18 protein-coding genes are annotated in these 13,860 nt (G+C 74.1%); 10 read left to right on the forward strand and 8 right to left on the reverse strand.

Features of this window, described 5'->3' with window-relative positions; genetic code table 11:
* The first annotated feature begins 64 nt into the window (after positions 1–64).
* The gene (locus SM452_RS25335) at positions 65–502 is read left to right on the forward strand and encodes a hypothetical protein (protein ID WP_355508376.1); all 438 of its coding nucleotides are present in this window, start codon (positions 65–67) and stop codon (positions 500–502) included.
* A 132-nt stretch (positions 503–634) separates the two neighbouring features.
* On the opposite strand, the gene SM452_RS25340 is transcribed toward SM452_RS25335, so the two are convergent.
* Positions 635–1,426 carry an AAC(3) family N-acetyltransferase gene (locus SM452_RS25340; protein WP_463840837.1) on the reverse strand — a complete coding sequence of 264 codons (792 nt, stop codon included), beginning with the start codon at positions 1,424–1,426 and terminating at the stop codon, positions 635–637.
* A 108-nt stretch (positions 1,427–1,534) separates the two neighbouring features.
* Between SM452_RS25340 and SM452_RS25345 the strand changes: the two genes are divergently transcribed.
* On the forward strand, positions 1,535–2,041 hold the full coding sequence (locus tag SM452_RS25345) for a SigE family RNA polymerase sigma factor (RefSeq protein ID WP_357209419.1): 507 nt from the start codon (positions 1,535–1,537) through the stop codon (positions 2,039–2,041).
* Positions 2,038–2,436, forward strand: a complete 399-nt coding sequence (locus tag SM452_RS25350) for a hypothetical protein (protein ID WP_355508370.1) — start codon at positions 2,038–2,040, stop codon at positions 2,434–2,436. Before SM452_RS25345 ends, SM452_RS25350 begins: the two co-directional genes overlap by 4 nt.
* Before the next feature lie 133 nt (positions 2,437–2,569).
* Here the strand turns inward: SM452_RS25350 and SM452_RS25355 are convergent, their stop codons facing one another.
* Positions 2,570–3,004: a hypothetical protein gene (locus tag SM452_RS25355; RefSeq protein WP_355508367.1), complete on the reverse strand. Its 435-nt coding sequence runs from the start codon at positions 3,002–3,004 to the stop codon at positions 2,570–2,572.
* 254 nt (positions 3,005–3,258) lie between these two features.
* Between SM452_RS25355 and SM452_RS25360 the strand changes: the two genes are divergently transcribed.
* Positions 3,259–3,690: a GNAT family N-acetyltransferase gene (locus tag SM452_RS25360; protein WP_463840874.1), complete on the forward strand. Its 432-nt coding sequence runs from the start codon at positions 3,259–3,261 to the stop codon at positions 3,688–3,690.
* 4 nt (positions 3,691–3,694) lie between these two features.
* On the opposite strand, the gene SM452_RS25365 is transcribed toward SM452_RS25360, so the two are convergent.
* Both SM452_RS25365 and SM452_RS25370 read right to left on the reverse strand, forming a co-directional pair.
* The gene (locus SM452_RS25365) at positions 3,695–3,967 is read right to left on the reverse strand and encodes an FUSC family protein (protein ID WP_402814383.1); all 273 of its coding nucleotides are present in this window, start codon (positions 3,965–3,967) and stop codon (positions 3,695–3,697) included.
* Between the two features lie 213 nt (positions 3,968–4,180).
* Positions 4,181–4,648, reverse strand: a complete 468-nt coding sequence (locus SM452_RS25370; RefSeq protein ID WP_463840838.1) for an SRPBCC family protein — start codon at positions 4,646–4,648, stop codon at positions 4,181–4,183.
* A 157-nt stretch (positions 4,649–4,805) separates the two neighbouring features.
* Between SM452_RS25370 and SM452_RS25375 the strand changes: the two genes are divergently transcribed.
* From SM452_RS25375 to SM452_RS25385, 3 genes are all read left to right on the forward strand, one after another.
* The gene (locus tag SM452_RS25375) at positions 4,806–5,567 is read left to right on the forward strand and encodes a GNAT family N-acetyltransferase (protein WP_355508360.1); all 762 of its coding nucleotides are present in this window, start codon (positions 4,806–4,808) and stop codon (positions 5,565–5,567) included.
* Positions 5,568–5,647: 80 nt separating this feature from the next.
* Positions 5,648–6,040, forward strand: a complete 393-nt coding sequence (locus SM452_RS25380) for a hypothetical protein (RefSeq protein ID WP_194802274.1) — start codon at positions 5,648–5,650, stop codon at positions 6,038–6,040.
* 75 nt (positions 6,041–6,115) lie between these two features.
* Complete coding sequence (locus SM452_RS25385) at positions 6,116–6,460, forward strand: hypothetical protein (RefSeq protein WP_357209425.1); 345 nt, start codon at positions 6,116–6,118, stop codon at positions 6,458–6,460.
* A gap of 27 nt (positions 6,461–6,487) precedes the next feature.
* On the opposite strand, the gene SM452_RS25390 is transcribed toward SM452_RS25385, so the two are convergent.
* Positions 6,488–7,180, reverse strand: a complete 693-nt coding sequence (locus SM452_RS25390) for a hypothetical protein (protein ID WP_463840839.1) — start codon at positions 7,178–7,180, stop codon at positions 6,488–6,490.
* A gap of 50 nt (positions 7,181–7,230) precedes the next feature.
* On the opposite strand from SM452_RS25390, the gene SM452_RS25395 reads away from it, so the two are divergent.
* On the forward strand, positions 7,231–10,371 hold the full coding sequence (locus SM452_RS25395) for an AfsR/SARP family transcriptional regulator (protein WP_463840840.1): 3,141 nt from the start codon (positions 7,231–7,233) through the stop codon (positions 10,369–10,371).
* A gap of 55 nt (positions 10,372–10,426) precedes the next feature.
* Here the strand turns inward: SM452_RS25395 and SM452_RS25400 are convergent, their stop codons facing one another.
* Entirely contained in the window at positions 10,427–11,251 is an 825-nt protein-coding gene (locus SM452_RS25400) for an ABC transporter permease (RefSeq protein ID WP_355508353.1), read from the reverse strand.
* Positions 11,248–12,204 (reverse strand): ATP-binding cassette domain-containing protein, encoded by a 957-nt coding sequence (locus SM452_RS25405; protein ID WP_355508351.1) that lies wholly within the window; start codon positions 12,202–12,204, stop codon positions 11,248–11,250. Before SM452_RS25405 ends, SM452_RS25400 begins: the two co-directional genes overlap by 4 nt.
* Positions 12,205–12,329: 125 nt before the next feature.
* On the opposite strand from SM452_RS25405, the gene SM452_RS25410 reads away from it, so the two are divergent.
* Positions 12,330–12,713 (forward strand): hypothetical protein, encoded by a 384-nt coding sequence (locus tag SM452_RS25410; protein ID WP_463840841.1) that lies wholly within the window; start codon positions 12,330–12,332, stop codon positions 12,711–12,713.
* A 47-nt stretch (positions 12,714–12,760) separates the two neighbouring features.
* Positions 12,761–13,318 (forward strand): Uma2 family endonuclease, encoded by a 558-nt coding sequence (locus tag SM452_RS25415; RefSeq protein ID WP_463840842.1) that lies wholly within the window; start codon positions 12,761–12,763, stop codon positions 13,316–13,318.
* 20 nt (positions 13,319–13,338) lie between these two features.
* Here the strand turns inward: SM452_RS25415 and SM452_RS25420 are convergent, their stop codons facing one another.
* Complete coding sequence (locus SM452_RS25420) at positions 13,339–13,860, reverse strand: SRPBCC family protein (RefSeq protein WP_463840843.1); 522 nt, start codon at positions 13,858–13,860, stop codon at positions 13,339–13,341.

The raw sequence follows: 13,860 nt of genomic DNA on the forward strand, positions 1-13,860 counted from the left end.
CGTAGGCAGGGTCCACCGCTGTCAGGGGGCGGCGGACAGATGTACCGCGGCCTATGGTTGCCGCGTGAACAGACGCCTGTGGGTGGTGTCGGCGCTGGCCGTGACCGCGCTGCTCGCCGTTCCGGTGACCGTTGTCGGCGTCCACGTGACCCACCCTCGGAACGAGGACGGCTACCTGGCGCACCTCCAGCAGTACGGCGACCGGCAGAACGACAGGCCGCTGGCAGTGTTGCCGCCGACCGCGGATCTGGTCGCCGAGGGCGACGCGGCGTGCGACTGGTTGCGCGAACAGCCGTACGCGCTGTGGCGGCACGATCCGGAGTACCGCGAGCTTGTCGTCTACGAGCGCTACGTCCGGCAGGTCGAGAACCGCCTACCGGCCTGGGGCGACGAGCTGCCCGACCGGCGATCGGTGACGGGAGCCGCGTGGACCCACCTCTGCCCGGCCGAGTGGGAACTACGCCAGCCCCGCCGTAACCCCTTCGCTCCCAAGCCGGACTGAACGCGCGGCCCGTCGTACCCGGTGCCCTCGCAGCATCGATCTTGGAGTTGTGGCACCTCGCAAAAGCCGCGTGCGGGACATCCGAGGCGCCAAAACTCCAAGATCGACGAAGAATCCGCGCGCGACGGGCGGTCAGCGCCCGCGATTCGTGGCCATCCAGGCGGTGGCGAAGTCGACCAGGGTGCGCTGGCGCATCAGCCGGGCCGTCGCGCTGCCGACCCGGCCGATCGTCGCGCCGCCTGTCGCCTCGAAGTCGGCGCCCAGCCGGTCGAAGTCGTCCTCGTCCGTGACGACGTCTGTCCACGTGGTCCACCGGCTCGTGCCGTCCGGCAGCCGTACCGCCGAGCCCGTCATCGCCCGCGGCGGTGACGCCTGCCGCCACTCCGCCAGGTGCAGCGAGGTGTTGGAGCTGTGGTCGCAGCCGAGCAGCAGCACCTTGCCGTCGAGCCGGTACACCGCACCGAGCGGGGAGTGCTCGCCCAGCGCGTCGTCGAGGCGGTGCCCCTCCACGATGTCGGCGGCGTGCGCGCCGAGCGCGGCGAAGGACACCTGCGGGTGGTCGCTGCGGCGGGCGCCCGGCCAGGTGCGTACCGTCTCGGCGACGGCGCCCATCCACCGGCTCGGCGTGCGCGCGGGGTCGAAGCCGGGGGTGTGCCCGCGGATGACGGGCCACCACGCCTCCGGTACGGGCGGATGCCGCCACCCGGCCGGGTCCGTGTTGTCCGGCGTGTGGGTCGGCACGACGAGGGTGCCGCCCGGTCCGAGCGCCGCCAGCAGCGCCCGCACCACCGCCTCCGTGCCGCCGGCGACGAACCCGAGACTCCGGTACGACGAATGCAGCAGCAGAACGTCACCCGGGACGATACCGAGCGCGCACAGGCCGTACGCGAGTGAGCTGACGGTGTGCGGTGCGGCCTGGTCCACGCGGCGCAGTGTAGGCGGAACCGCCGCACAGCGATCTCGCCGATCCCGGGATAGCGGCGGTGCCCTCCGGCGTCTGTCACTGGTGAACGAGAAAACGAGGGTGGTGCGGTGGACGAGGACGAACGGGCGGTGCTGGCCGAGTTCGTGGCGAGCCGTGCGCCGGCGCTGATACGGGTCGCCTACCTGCTCACCGGTGACCGCAGCAGTGCCGAGGATCTGTTCCAGTCGGCGCTGTCGAAGGTCATCCCGAAGTGGCGGAGCATCCGGCACGCCGACCCGGAGGGCTACCTCCGTGCCGTCATGTACCGGGAGCAGGTGAGCTGGTGGCGGCGGTTGCGTCGTCGCCGGGAGTCACCGGTCGGGGTGCACGAGCCGGTGGTGGCCGACCCGGCCGGCGGTACGGATCTGCGGCTGGCGTTGCGGGCGGCGCTGTGGCAGTTGCCGCCGGCGCAGCGCACCGTCGTGGTCCTGCGCTACTACGAGGACCTGCCGGAGGCCCAGGTCGCCGAACTGCTCGGCTGCTCGGTCGGGACGGTGCGCAGCCGGACCCACCGGGCGGTCAGCCGACTGCGTCAGATCCTGCCGGACAGCGAGCTTCTGGAGATGCGGCGATGAGTGATCCGTTCGAAGGTCTGCTCCGCTCCACCCTCACCGACATCGCCGAGGAGGCACCGACTGTGCAGGACTCATTGACCAGGGCGGAACGGCGGGTGCGTAACCGTCGACGCAACACGGTGGCGGCAGGTGCGGCGGGCATCCTGGCGGTGCTGGTGATCGGGGCGCCGTTCGCCTACGCCAGCCGCGGCGACGATCCGGTGATCTCGCCGCAGCCGGGCACGAGCGCCCCGCAGCCGGACCGGACCGAGCCCGTTCCGGTGTCGCCGGTTCCGGTGTCGCCGGTCCCGGCCGGCCCGGAGGACCCGCGCATGCCGGTCAGTCCGCTCCCGGCTTCGCCGGGCGTGCGGTCGGACAACCCCGTCGGCCCGTCGCCGAGCCCGGTCAGGCGCTGATCGACGCGCGCCGGCAGGCGGTACGAGGGCTGGGCTCGCCCTCACGGTGAGCCCAGCCCTCCTGCGCACATCGCGGTCCGGTCACCCCGTACCGATGCCGAGCCAATCGAGACGGCCGACCGCGAGGACGGTGTCACTCCCACGGTGGGGCGTGCCGGTTCACGTAGTCGCGGGCGCGGGGGAGCGGATCACCCCAGTACTGGTGCGGCATGCGGTGATGCTGGGCCCGGCAGAACGTGGCGAGGTCGTCGACGATCGCGATCCGGTCCAGTGGACGCCGTTCGAACTCCCGGTTGGCCGCGAGCAGATCCGCCTCCGGGTTCCAGCCGGCGTGGTCGAACGCCCGGTCCGCCCAGGTCGCGTACACGTGGAAGACCTGGCTCTGACCCGCGAACCGCAACCCCGCGAGACCGATCGGCCGGTCGGGGTAGGTGTCCCGGCACACCCAGGCCAGGATGTGGCAAGCCCCGGCGGCGAAGAACGGCTGGTCGGCGCGTTCCCAGGCGAGTCGCTGGTCGGCCCGTTCCTGCGGCGTGCGCCGGAAGACACCCGCTGCCGTCACTGCCACCTGCGCACCCTAGCCGAGCGGCCACGTCGCACGTGGACCCGAGCATGTGCCGATCCGAACCGGATTGACACGCGGGGCGGGCCGCGGGGGAGAGTCGGGCATGAGTTTTCCGCTGTCGACGCCATCCGCCGTTCCCGCCGGCACGCTCACCAGCGGCCCGCAACCCACGCTGTTCGCGGCCGAGGGCCTGGTCCTGCGCCCCTGGGAGGACGGGGACGCGCCCCGCCGTCCTGGCCGCGTACCAGGATCCGGAGATCCGCCGCTGGCACACCCGCCGGCCCGCGTCCCCGGAGCAGGTCTTGCAGTGGTTCGCCCACTTCCGTCGTTCCTGGCAGGAGGAGACGGGCGCGAGCTGGGCGGTGACGCGCGACGGCGCGGTGGTGGGCCGCATGACGTTGGGCGGCGTCAACCTCGACGACGGCGAGGCCGGATGCGCGTACTGGGTGGTCCCGGCCGCCCGCGGCACTGGCGTGGCCTCCGGCGCGTTGCGGGCGGTGAGCGCGTGGGCGCTCGGAGACGGTCGGCTGCACCGGCTCTGGCTCGACCACTCGACCGGCAACGTCGCGTCGTGCCGGGTGGCGGTCAAGGCCGGGTTCCGGCTGGAGGGCACCAAGCGCAGCGCGGCCGTGCACGACGACGGCCGGCACGACATGCACCTGCACGCCCGCGTCCGCGGGGACGACTGACCGGTCACGACTGCGCGGCGGCCACCTCCCGGATACGCCGCAGCGCCTCCGCGCCGATCAACAGGTCCGACACGATGATGCCGAGCGTCACCCCGGCGAGCAGCTCGACGGTGTTGGAGAGGCGCCGCCCGAACGACGAGGTGATCACCGCGACCGCGGCGGCCGGGGCGAAGGTCGGGCTCGGCATGCCGGTGAGCCAGCGCGCGGCGGCCCAGGCCAGCGCCGCCGCCAGTCCGGCCTGCACGGCGAGTACGGACTTGATCCGCAACTGCTGCATCCGGTCCCGCCCGGCGGCCCGGCCGCGCTCGTTCGCGCGCTCCCACGCCTCGTCGAACCGTTCCGCGTCCAGGCCGGCGCGCCGCGACGACCCCCGCCCGCCGCCGCGCCCCGCCCGCCGCCGCGCCCCGCCCGCCGCCGCGCCCCGCCCGCTGCCCGGTCACCGCCGGCGGCTACCCGCAAGAGCCGCCGCCAATCCCGGCGTCCGTCGTGGTCAGGCGCCCGGTTCGAGGTACGCGGCCAGGTGCGCCAGCGAGGACGCGATGCCCTCCTCGTGCACCGCCTGGTCGATGCCGGGCGGTACGCCGGTGGCGGTGACCGTCACAGCGGTGCCGTCGCCTGCGGCTGCGAGGTGCCAGGTCATGGTCATGGTGCCCGCGTACGCCGGGTCGTCGGCCTGGAACACGGCCGTCTGCACGACCCGGCGCGCCGGTACGAGTTCGGCGAACCCGACGTCGACCACGTCCGTCGCGTCCGACGTCTTACCAGGGCTGCCGGCCGGGTCGAGATAGGTGAGCACCATCCGGAACCCGCCGCCCGGCCGCGGATCCCAGCGCTCGATCCGCCCGCGCATCCCGTCCGGCGGCAACCACGCCTCCAGGGCTGCCCGGTCCACGAGCGCGCCGTACACCGCCCCCGGATCGGCGGCGATCGTCCTGCTGCCCCGATCGACCCTGCTCACCCCCCAACCCTAGGCCCCGCGCCCTCCCGCCCGCGGGTGCGCTCGTGGACCTTGGAGTTGTGGCACCTCGCGTAAGCCGCGAAGCGGGCATCTGAGGCGCCACAACTCCAAGATCGGCGGGGAGCGGGGGCGGGGCGCGCCCGGTACGCTGCCGCGCATGCCGGTACGACCGCACCTCGACGACTCGCTGCTGGTCGGGGACGACGACACTCCGCTGGCCCGGATGCGGGTGCGGGACGACGACGGCACGGCGGTCGCGGCCGACGTCCGGCCGCTGCCCGAGGCGCCGCTCACCCGGCTCGTCGCGCAGGTGCGGCGCGACCTGGCCGGGCACCGGCTGGAGACGCCGGACGAGGCGCTGGCGGCGGCACTGGTGGCAGACGGGCTGACGCTGGACCGGGCCGCCACCGACATGCGGCACGATCTCATCGACGTACCCGAACCGGTGGCGCTGCCGGACGGCTGGTCGCTCGGCGCCCCCGGCTGGGACGACGACCTCGCCGAAGGGCTGGACGCGGCGTACGGCCCGGACCACCCGGACGGCCGCTGGCAGCCGAGCGACACCGACGAGGTACGGGCGATGTTCGACACCGGCGAACCGGTGCCGCCCCTGGTGCCCGCCTCGGCCCGGCTGGTCGACCCGGACGGCCGCAGCGCCGGGCACGTGCTGTGCGCCGGGCCGGTGCCGTGGACCGACGACGACTGCGTCTGGATCCTCAACCTGGGTGTGGCGCCCCGCGCGCAGCGGCGCGGGTTCGGCCGGGCGCTGCTCGTGCACGCGCTGCGCGGCGCGCGTGAGGTCGGGCTGCCGTCAGTCGGCCTGTCGGTGGTCGACGGCAACCCGGCCCGCCGCATGTACGACGCGGCCGGCTTCCGCGTCCTCACCCGGGTGCTCACGGTCCGGATCCCCGAGGCGTAGGCCGCTGGCGTCAACGCGGCGTAGTTCGCGGTCGCCGCGCCGTTCCACTGCGGTTCCTTCCATGCACTAGCGTCGGCTGGGTGGGGAAGCATGCTGCGAGCTACGAGCCGTTGACTGTGGCGCGGCTGGGCGAGTTGCTCGTCGAGGTGGACGACAGCCGTCGCTGGCGGTTGGTTGCGGAGTTTCTGGAGGAGTTCCGCTGGGAGCCGCGCGAGACCCGCATACGGTTGCTGCAGGGGGAGCCGGCACCCACCGGAGACGAACATTGGGACGTGTTTCTCGCGGCGCTGGTCGAGCACCTGAGCGCGAAGGACGGGCACGGCCCGCCGCCGTGGGTCGAGACGCGGTCGCTGCGGCGGTTCTGGTTCCCGTTCAACACCAAAGCTGCTCGAGTGGATGCAGTGGTTCACGCACCGGCCGCGTTCCGTCGCCGTGGTGTCTACGTGTCCGCACATGAGCTGGATGTGGCATGAGGCCTGAAGATCCCCTCCTGGACCGTACCGCGATCGTCGACGCGGGACATCGACGCCGTTTTCCAGCCGCACGGGGTGGTTCTCGACGAGGCCCGAGCGGTGGCGGACGAACTCGGCCTGCCGCACTGGTGGCTCAACGAGCAGGCGAGCGCCTATGTGGCTCCTGGCGGTGACGCGTCCGCTCCACGTGTCTTCGACCACCCGGGCCTTCGAGTCGCCGCTGCGTCTCCAGAGCATCTGCTGGCCATGAAGGTGCTTGCCGCCCGGCGGCGGGATGCCGAAGACATCCGCTTCCTCATCGATCACCTCGGGCTGACGAGTGCCGAGCAGGTGCTGGATCTGTGCGCCGAGATCTTTCCCGAGGAGGAGGTGCCGGGCCGGGCAAGGCTTGTGCTCGACGACGTGTTCGGCGCCGATTGAGGCCAGGAGTAGCTGCGCGGTGAACCTTCAGACGCCGGTGAGCAGAGGGCGGTGCTCGGACCAGAGCCAGCGCAGGTAGTCGCGCAACCGTTCCGGGGTGGCGATCCAGCCCTGGCCGGGATAGCGGAGCAGCCGGCTGACCTCGCCGGCCACCAGGTCGTACCCGGCCGCGCCGGTCTCCGGCACCGGGGCGTCCGGTGCGACAGCCACCGGCAGCGGGACCATCGGGATCCGCAGGCCGGCGTCGTCGCAGGCCCGCAGCACGGTGAGATAGACCCGGACCAGGTGGTACGGCGAGACGACGAGCGCGACGCTGCCGACGCCCAGCGCCCGTACCTGCTCCACGACCCAGGTGGCCTGCCGGCCGGTGCCGGTGACCGGCTCGGGCTGGAGCACGACCCCGTCGGTCCGGCGCAGACCGAGCCCGCGTAGCCGGCCCGGTGTGAGCGGGCGGTACGTCCGCTCGGCCGAATCGGTGTTCGCCACCAGCAGGTGCCGCAGTGCGGGGCTGGTCTCCCAGGCGCGGATCGCGTCGGTGAGACGCCAGTCCTCGCCCTGGCCGGTGGCCACCACCAGCGCGTCCACCCGCTCGGCGGCGCGGTGGGGAAGCGTGAGGACCATCGTGACCGCCTCCAGCACCGCCAGGAGCCGGTCGGCCGGGACGTCAGCGAATGCCTCCGGCCCCACGAGCCGTGGCAGCGGGCGGGACACACTCGTCACCCCCGCGATCTTGCCACCATCGGTTCGACGGCGGGTGAGAGAGTGGCATGGTGCGGGTGGGGATCCTCGGGCCGCTTGAGGTCCACGACGGCGATCGGCCGGTCGACGTCGCCGGGGCGCGGCTGCGGGCGCTGCTGATCCGCCTCGCCCTGGACCCGGGCCGGCCGGTGAGCGTGCCCGCGCTGGCCGAGGCGCTCTGGGGTGACGAGCCGCCCACCGACACCGCCAACGCGGTGCAGACGCTCGTGTCCCGGCTGCGCCGGGCGGTGCCCGGGCTCGTGGTACGCAGCAGCCCGGCGGGTTACCGGCTCGACCTCGCCCCGGACGACGTGGACGCCGGGCGGTTCGAGCGGCTGACCCGGCAGGGGAGGGCGGCGCTTCGTGACGGGGACGCGGCGACGGCGCGGACGACGTTGCGCGACGCGCTGGCGCTGTGGCGGGGGCCGGCGCTGGCCGAGGTCGCCGACGCGCCGTACGCGGCGGCAGCGGTGGCGCGGCTGGCGGAACTGCAGCTCACCGCGCAGGAGGACCGGATCGACGCGGAGCTGCGCACCGGGCGGCCGGAGCTGCTGGTCGCCGAACTGGAGGGGCTGACCGCCGCGCATCCGCTGCGGGAACGGCTGGGCGAACTGCACCTGCGGACGCTCGCCGCCGCCGGGCGGCCCGCCGAGGCGCTCGCCGCGTACGAGCGGATCCGGCAGCGGCTCGCCGACGAGCTGGGCGTGGACCCGTCGCCGCAGTTGCGGGCCGCGCACCTGGAGCTGCTGCGCGGCGAGGCGGCCCCGGCGCAGCCGTCGGCCGTGACGCGGGGCAACCTGCGGGCCGCGCTCACCACGTTCGTCGGGCGCGACGAGGACCTGCGGCGGCTCACCGGGCTGCTCGCCGGCAACCGCCTGGTCACCCTGCTCGGGCCGGGCGGGGCGGGCAAGACGCGGCTGGCGAGCGTGGCGGCGGGCCGGCTCGCCGACGGCGTACCCGGCGGGGCCTGGCTCGTCGAGCTGGCACCGATCACCGACCCGGCGGACGTACCACGGGCGGTGCTCGACACGCTCGGCCGCCGGGACCGGACGCTGGAACCGGTACGCCCGCCGGCCCGCGACCCGCTCGGCCGTCTGGTGGAGACGATCGCCACCGACGAGACGCTGATCGTGCTGGACAACTGCGAACACGTCGTCGAGGCCGCCGCCCGGCTCGCCGAGGAACTGCTCGGCCGCTGCCCGGGACTGCGCGTGCTGGCCACCTCGCGGGAGCCGCTGGGCATCGTCGGTGAGGCGCTGGACCCCGTACCCCCGTTGCGCCTGCCACCGGCGGACGCGACGCCGGACGACGCGCTCGCGTACCCGTCGGTTCAGTTGCTGCGCGACCGGGCCGCCGCCGTGCGGCCCGGGTTCGCGGTGACCGGCGACAACGTGGCGGCAGTGGTGGAGATCTGCCGGCGGCTCGACGGCCTGCCGCTGGCCATCGAACTCGCGGCGGCGCGGCTGCGGACGCTGTCGCCGCGGCAGGTCGCGGCCGGTCTGGACGACCGGTTCCGGCTGCTGACCGGCGGCAGCCGCACCGCGTTGCCCCGGCACCGCACGCTGCGGGCGGTGGTGGACTGGAGCTGGGGGCTGCTCACCGACGACGAACGGCGGCTCGCCGAACGGCTCGCGGTCTTCCCGGCGTCGGTCACCGCCGACTCGGCGGCCGGCGTCGCCGGCCCGGCCGCCGCCGCGCTGCTCGACGCGCTCGTCGACAAGTCGCTGCTCCAGGTCGTCGGCGACGGGCGGTTCCGGATGCTGGAGACCATCCGGGAGTACGGGCTGGAACGGCTCGCCGCCGCCGGGGCGACGGCCGGGGCGCGTGCCGCGCACGCGGCGTACTTCCGGGAGCTGGTCCGGACCGCGGAGCCGCACCTGCGCACGGCCGGTCAGCTGCCGTGGCTGCGGCTGCTGGAGGCGGAACGGGAGAACATCGTCGGCGCGCTGCACCACGCGTGCGACGCCGGTGACGCCGACACCGCGCTGCGCATCGGTGCCGGGCTGGTGTTGCCGCTGGTGATCTGGGGCGACGACGGCGGCATCGGCGGTGACGTGCTGGCCCGCGCGCTGGCGCTGCCCGGCCCGGCACCGGCGGAGGAGCGGGCGGTGGTGCTCGCCATCCGCATCGGTTCCGAGCTGGCACGCGGCGAGCAGGTGCCGCCGCCGGAGCAGCTCGCCGAGCTGACCACGGCCCTGCGGGCGGCGGAGGGGACCAAGCATCCGATCGTCGGGCTGCTCGCACCGATGCTGTCGATCTTCGACGACGACACGGCGGCCGGGATCGCGGCGATCGACCGGGCGCGCGGGCATCCCGACCCGTGGACCGACGGCACGTTGCTGGGGATGCGCGGCAAGTTCAAGGAGAACGACGGCGACGCCGAGGGCATGCTGCGTGACCTGACCGCCGCCGCCGCCGAGCTGCGCGCCGTGGGCGAGCGGATGAGCCTGTCGCACGTGCTCAGTGAGTACGCGGACGCGCTCACCAAACGCGGCGACTTCGAGGCGGCGACCGCGGCGCTGGAGGAGTCGGTTCGGCTGGCCCGGGAGCTCAACCCGGCCTCCGAGCCGGGCTTCCAGCTGATCTGGCTCGCGGCCATCCGCGCCCGCTCCGGCGACGTGGCCGGCGCCAAGGCCGAACTGCGCCGGTTCGTGACCGACCGGGACGGCCGGGACGGCGCGTTCGGGCTGATGATGCTCGGCAGCATCGCCCGCTCCGACGGCTCGCTGGACGAGGCGCAGGAGTGCCTCGCCGAGGCGATGCGCCGCCAGGCCGAGACGCCGCTCGTCGCCCCGCAGTTCCGGGGCCTGCTGCTGGCCGAGATGGGCCACCTGGCGCTGGCCCGCGATGATCTGCCGGGCGCGCGCCGGTGTCTCGACGAGGCGACCACGCGGGCCCTCGCCGCCCGGGACATGCCGGTGGTCGCGATCGTCACGGTCGGCTGGGTGGCGTTGGCGGTGGCGGAGGGCCGGTACGAGCGGGCCGCCGAACTGCTCGGCGTCTCCGACTCGCTGCGCGGCCGGCCGGATCGGTCCAACCCGGACGCGCAGCGGCTCGCCGAGCGGCTGCGCGCCGAGCTGGGTGAGGACGGGTACGCCGCCGCGTACACGAGGGGTCACGGCCGTAGCCGGGCCGACGCCCTCGCGTTCGTGGGCGGCGACCCGGCTGGTTGATCCTCGTGCGGCCCGGCCCGGCCCGGCGCGGACCGGTCCCGGGCGGCGCGGCCGGTCAGGCGCGGCGGCGGTAGGCGCGGACGGCGAGCGGCGCGAACACCGCGATGATCGCCACGGTCCAGAGCAGCGACCGGCTCACCGGCCCGGCCACCGGACCACCGATCATCAGGCCCCGGGCCGCCTCCATCACGTCGGCCACCGGGTTGACCCCGACCCACCACTGCAACCAGCCGGGCAGCGTGTCCGTCGGCACCATCATGTTGGTGCCGAAGGTCAGCGGGAACAGCAGCAGGAACGCCGTGCCCTGCACCGCGCCCGGGCTGCGCATCAGCACCCCGAGCAGCACGCCGATCCAGCTGACCGCGAACGCGAACGCGATGGTCAGCAGGCACGCGGCGAGCGCGGACAGCGGATCGGTGCCGATCCGGAATCCGAGGGCGTAGCCGAACCCCAGCAGCACCACGATGGAGACCACGAATCGGACCAGGTCGCCGACCACCGAGCCGACGAGCGGCGCGGACCGGGCGATGGGCAGGCTGCGGAACCTGTCGAACACACCCTTCTCCACGTCGGTGTTGAGGCTGACGCCGGTGGCGATGGACGCGAACAGCACGGTCTGCACCATGATCGCGGGCAGCAGGAACTGCAGGTACTCGTGCTGTGAGCCGGCGACCGCGCCGCCGAGCAGGTAGACGAAGATCAGCACGAAGACGACCGGCTGGAGCGTGACGTCGAGCAGTTGCTCCGGGGTCCGGATCGTCTTGACCAGGCTGCGGCCGGCCAGCGCCAGACTGTGCCGGGCCATCCCGAACGGACGGACCGCGGCGTGGGCGGTGGCGGGCCGGGACGGCGTCGCCGTCGTACGAGTGGTCGTGGTCATGCCGCCACCTCCGCCTGCTCCTCGGCACCGTGGCCGGTCAACGTGAAGAACACCTCGTCGAGGCTGGGCAGCCGCAACGCCAGCTCGACCACCCCGATGCCGGCGTCGTCGAGCCGGCGGACCACTGCGGTGAACGTGGCGTCGTCGTCCACCGGCACGGTGAGCACGCCCGGCCGGGGCAGCTCGGGATCGGTCCCGGTGGCGGCGCGCAGGATCTCGGCGACCGCGCCGATCCGGCCCGGATCGGTCGGCCGGACCACGATCGTCTGACTGCCGGCGATCCGCTTCAGCTCGCCCGGCGTACCGTGCGCGATCACCCGGCCGTGGTCGATCACCGAGATCTCGTCGGCGAGCGCGTCAGCCTCGTCCAGGTACTGCGTGGTCAGCAGCACCGTCGACCCGTCGTCGACGAGCGAGCGGACCACGCCCCACATCTCCTCCCGCTTGGCCGGGTCCAGGCCGGTCGTCGGCTCGTCCAGGTAGATCACCTCCGGCCGGCCGACCAGGCTCGCGGCCAGGTCCAGGCGGCGGCGCATGCCACCGGAGTACGTCTTGGCCGGGCGCCCGGCCGCGTCGGTCAGGCCGAACCAGGCGAGCAGCTCCGCAGCCCGCGCCCGCGCCTCGCGGCGGCTCAGGTCGAGCAGCCGGCCGATCAGCACCAGGTTCTGCGTACCGGTCAGGTCCTCGTCGACCGAGGCGTACTGGCCGGTCAGCCCGATCAGCCGCCGTACCCGGGCGGCGTCGGTGACCACGTCGTGGCCGCCGACAACGGCGCGCCCCCCGTCCGGGCGCAGCAGCGTGGCGAGGATCCGTACCGCTGTGGTCTTGCCGGCGCCGTTGGGCCCCAGCACCCCCAGCACGGTCCCGCGGCGTGCGGCGAGGTCGATCCCGGCCAGCGCGGTGGTCGTACCGAACCGCTTGACCAGGCCCTCCGCCTCGAATGCGTAACTCATGCGCCGACGATGACCGGGGCCGCTGGCACCGGGCGCACACGCCGCGCACACCGCCGTGTGCGCGGCGGCGGAATCGAGTACGCGTGCTCATTCGCCCGCCCCGCCGGCCGGGCAGGATCGGAGGCGTGACGACGAGACGTACGCTGCTCGGCGGCCTGATCCTGGCGCTGGCCACGGCCGGCGCCTGGGTGGCCTGGCTGAGCTGGGAGTCCGGCTGGACCGTGGACCCGCGGACCGGCGACATGAGCGGGCCGTATGCGGTCTGGCAGGTCGCCGCCGCGGTGCTGACCCTGGGCGCGCTGGCCGCCGTCGCCGGCTGGTGGCTGAACGTCTGGCTGGTGGCGACGGTGATGACAGTGGCGTTCACCGTTCCGTGGGCGGTGCACGCCGCCTCGACCGACGACACCGGCCTGTGGGCGGTCGGTGCGGCGATGGTGGCGATCGGCACCACCATCGGGACGACGCTGGTCGGCGGGGCCGCCGGGTGGCTGCGCCGCCGGACCGCGTGACGGGCCGGATGCCGCGGCTGCGCCTGCTGCTGCCATAGGATGGCGTCATGAGCGCTGAGGCAGTCGGCATGCACATGCCCGCCGTCGTGACGCTCGACGACGTGGCGGCGATGAATGCCGCGGACCCGAACGGTCACCGCTACGAGACCAGCCCCGACGGGGTTCTGTCGGTCATGCCGCCGACCGACTCCGAGCACGCCATCATCGCGAGCCGGATCTTCGCCTGGCTGATCATGGCGGGCTGGCCCGCCGAGCAGGTGCTTCAGGCCGTCGGTGCGCGGGTGCCGGGGCCCAGCGGCGACGGTGGCCGGATCCCCGACATCACGGTGTGGCGGAAGCCGCCCAGCCGTCGCGTCTGGTCCGCCGTCACGGACCTGGTGCTGGTGGTCGAGATCGTCTCGCCCGGTTCGGAGACCATGGACTCGGTGACGAAGGCCAGGGAGTACGCCTCGGCCGGCATCCCGCGTTACTGGGTCGTGGAGCGGGACGGCGCGCAGACCGTCACGCTCCACGAACTCGGTGGCGACGGCCGGTACACCGAGCACGCCCGGATGCCGCTCGCCTGGCTGCTGCAGACCGCACCCGCCGACCACCTCGACGGGTAGGGCGGTCGTACCGGCAGGCGTCAGTCGCGGTTCAGGCGTTCGGCGTACGCGTCGCGCAGGTCCGCCCAGCCGAAGTCCTTCGCCTCCGCGCCCCGGATCGGGCCGACCGGGTCGCCGTCGAGCAGTTGAACGGCGACGTCGAGGCAGAGGTGCCAGCCGGCGGCCGTCATCGGGGCGAGGTCCGGACCGCCGACCCGGTGCCGCAGCGTGAGCGTGGTGCCGTCGCCGTTCGCTGTCAGCTCCCAGCGGAGCCTGTCGTCGCCCCAGGCGTACTCCAGCAGGTGCGGCCGGTCGGCGCGCAGCACCCGGGCCGGCGCCGGGTGGGTCCGGTCGCCGTCGACGGCGCTGAGTACGGCGTCGCCGGGGCGGCTCAGGTCGCGGTCGGCCAGGAACGGCGCCCACTCGGCGAGCCGATCCGGGTCGGTGAGCGCGGCCCAGACCGTCTCCGGCGGGTGTCGCAGGTCGCGGACGAAGACCAGTTCGTTTTCGGGTGTCAGCTTCACCCGGGCGAGCGGGCCGGGGCGGAACGAGTCGCGGTCCAT

Source organism: Micromonospora sp. SYSU B005 (genome assembly GCF_055362685.1).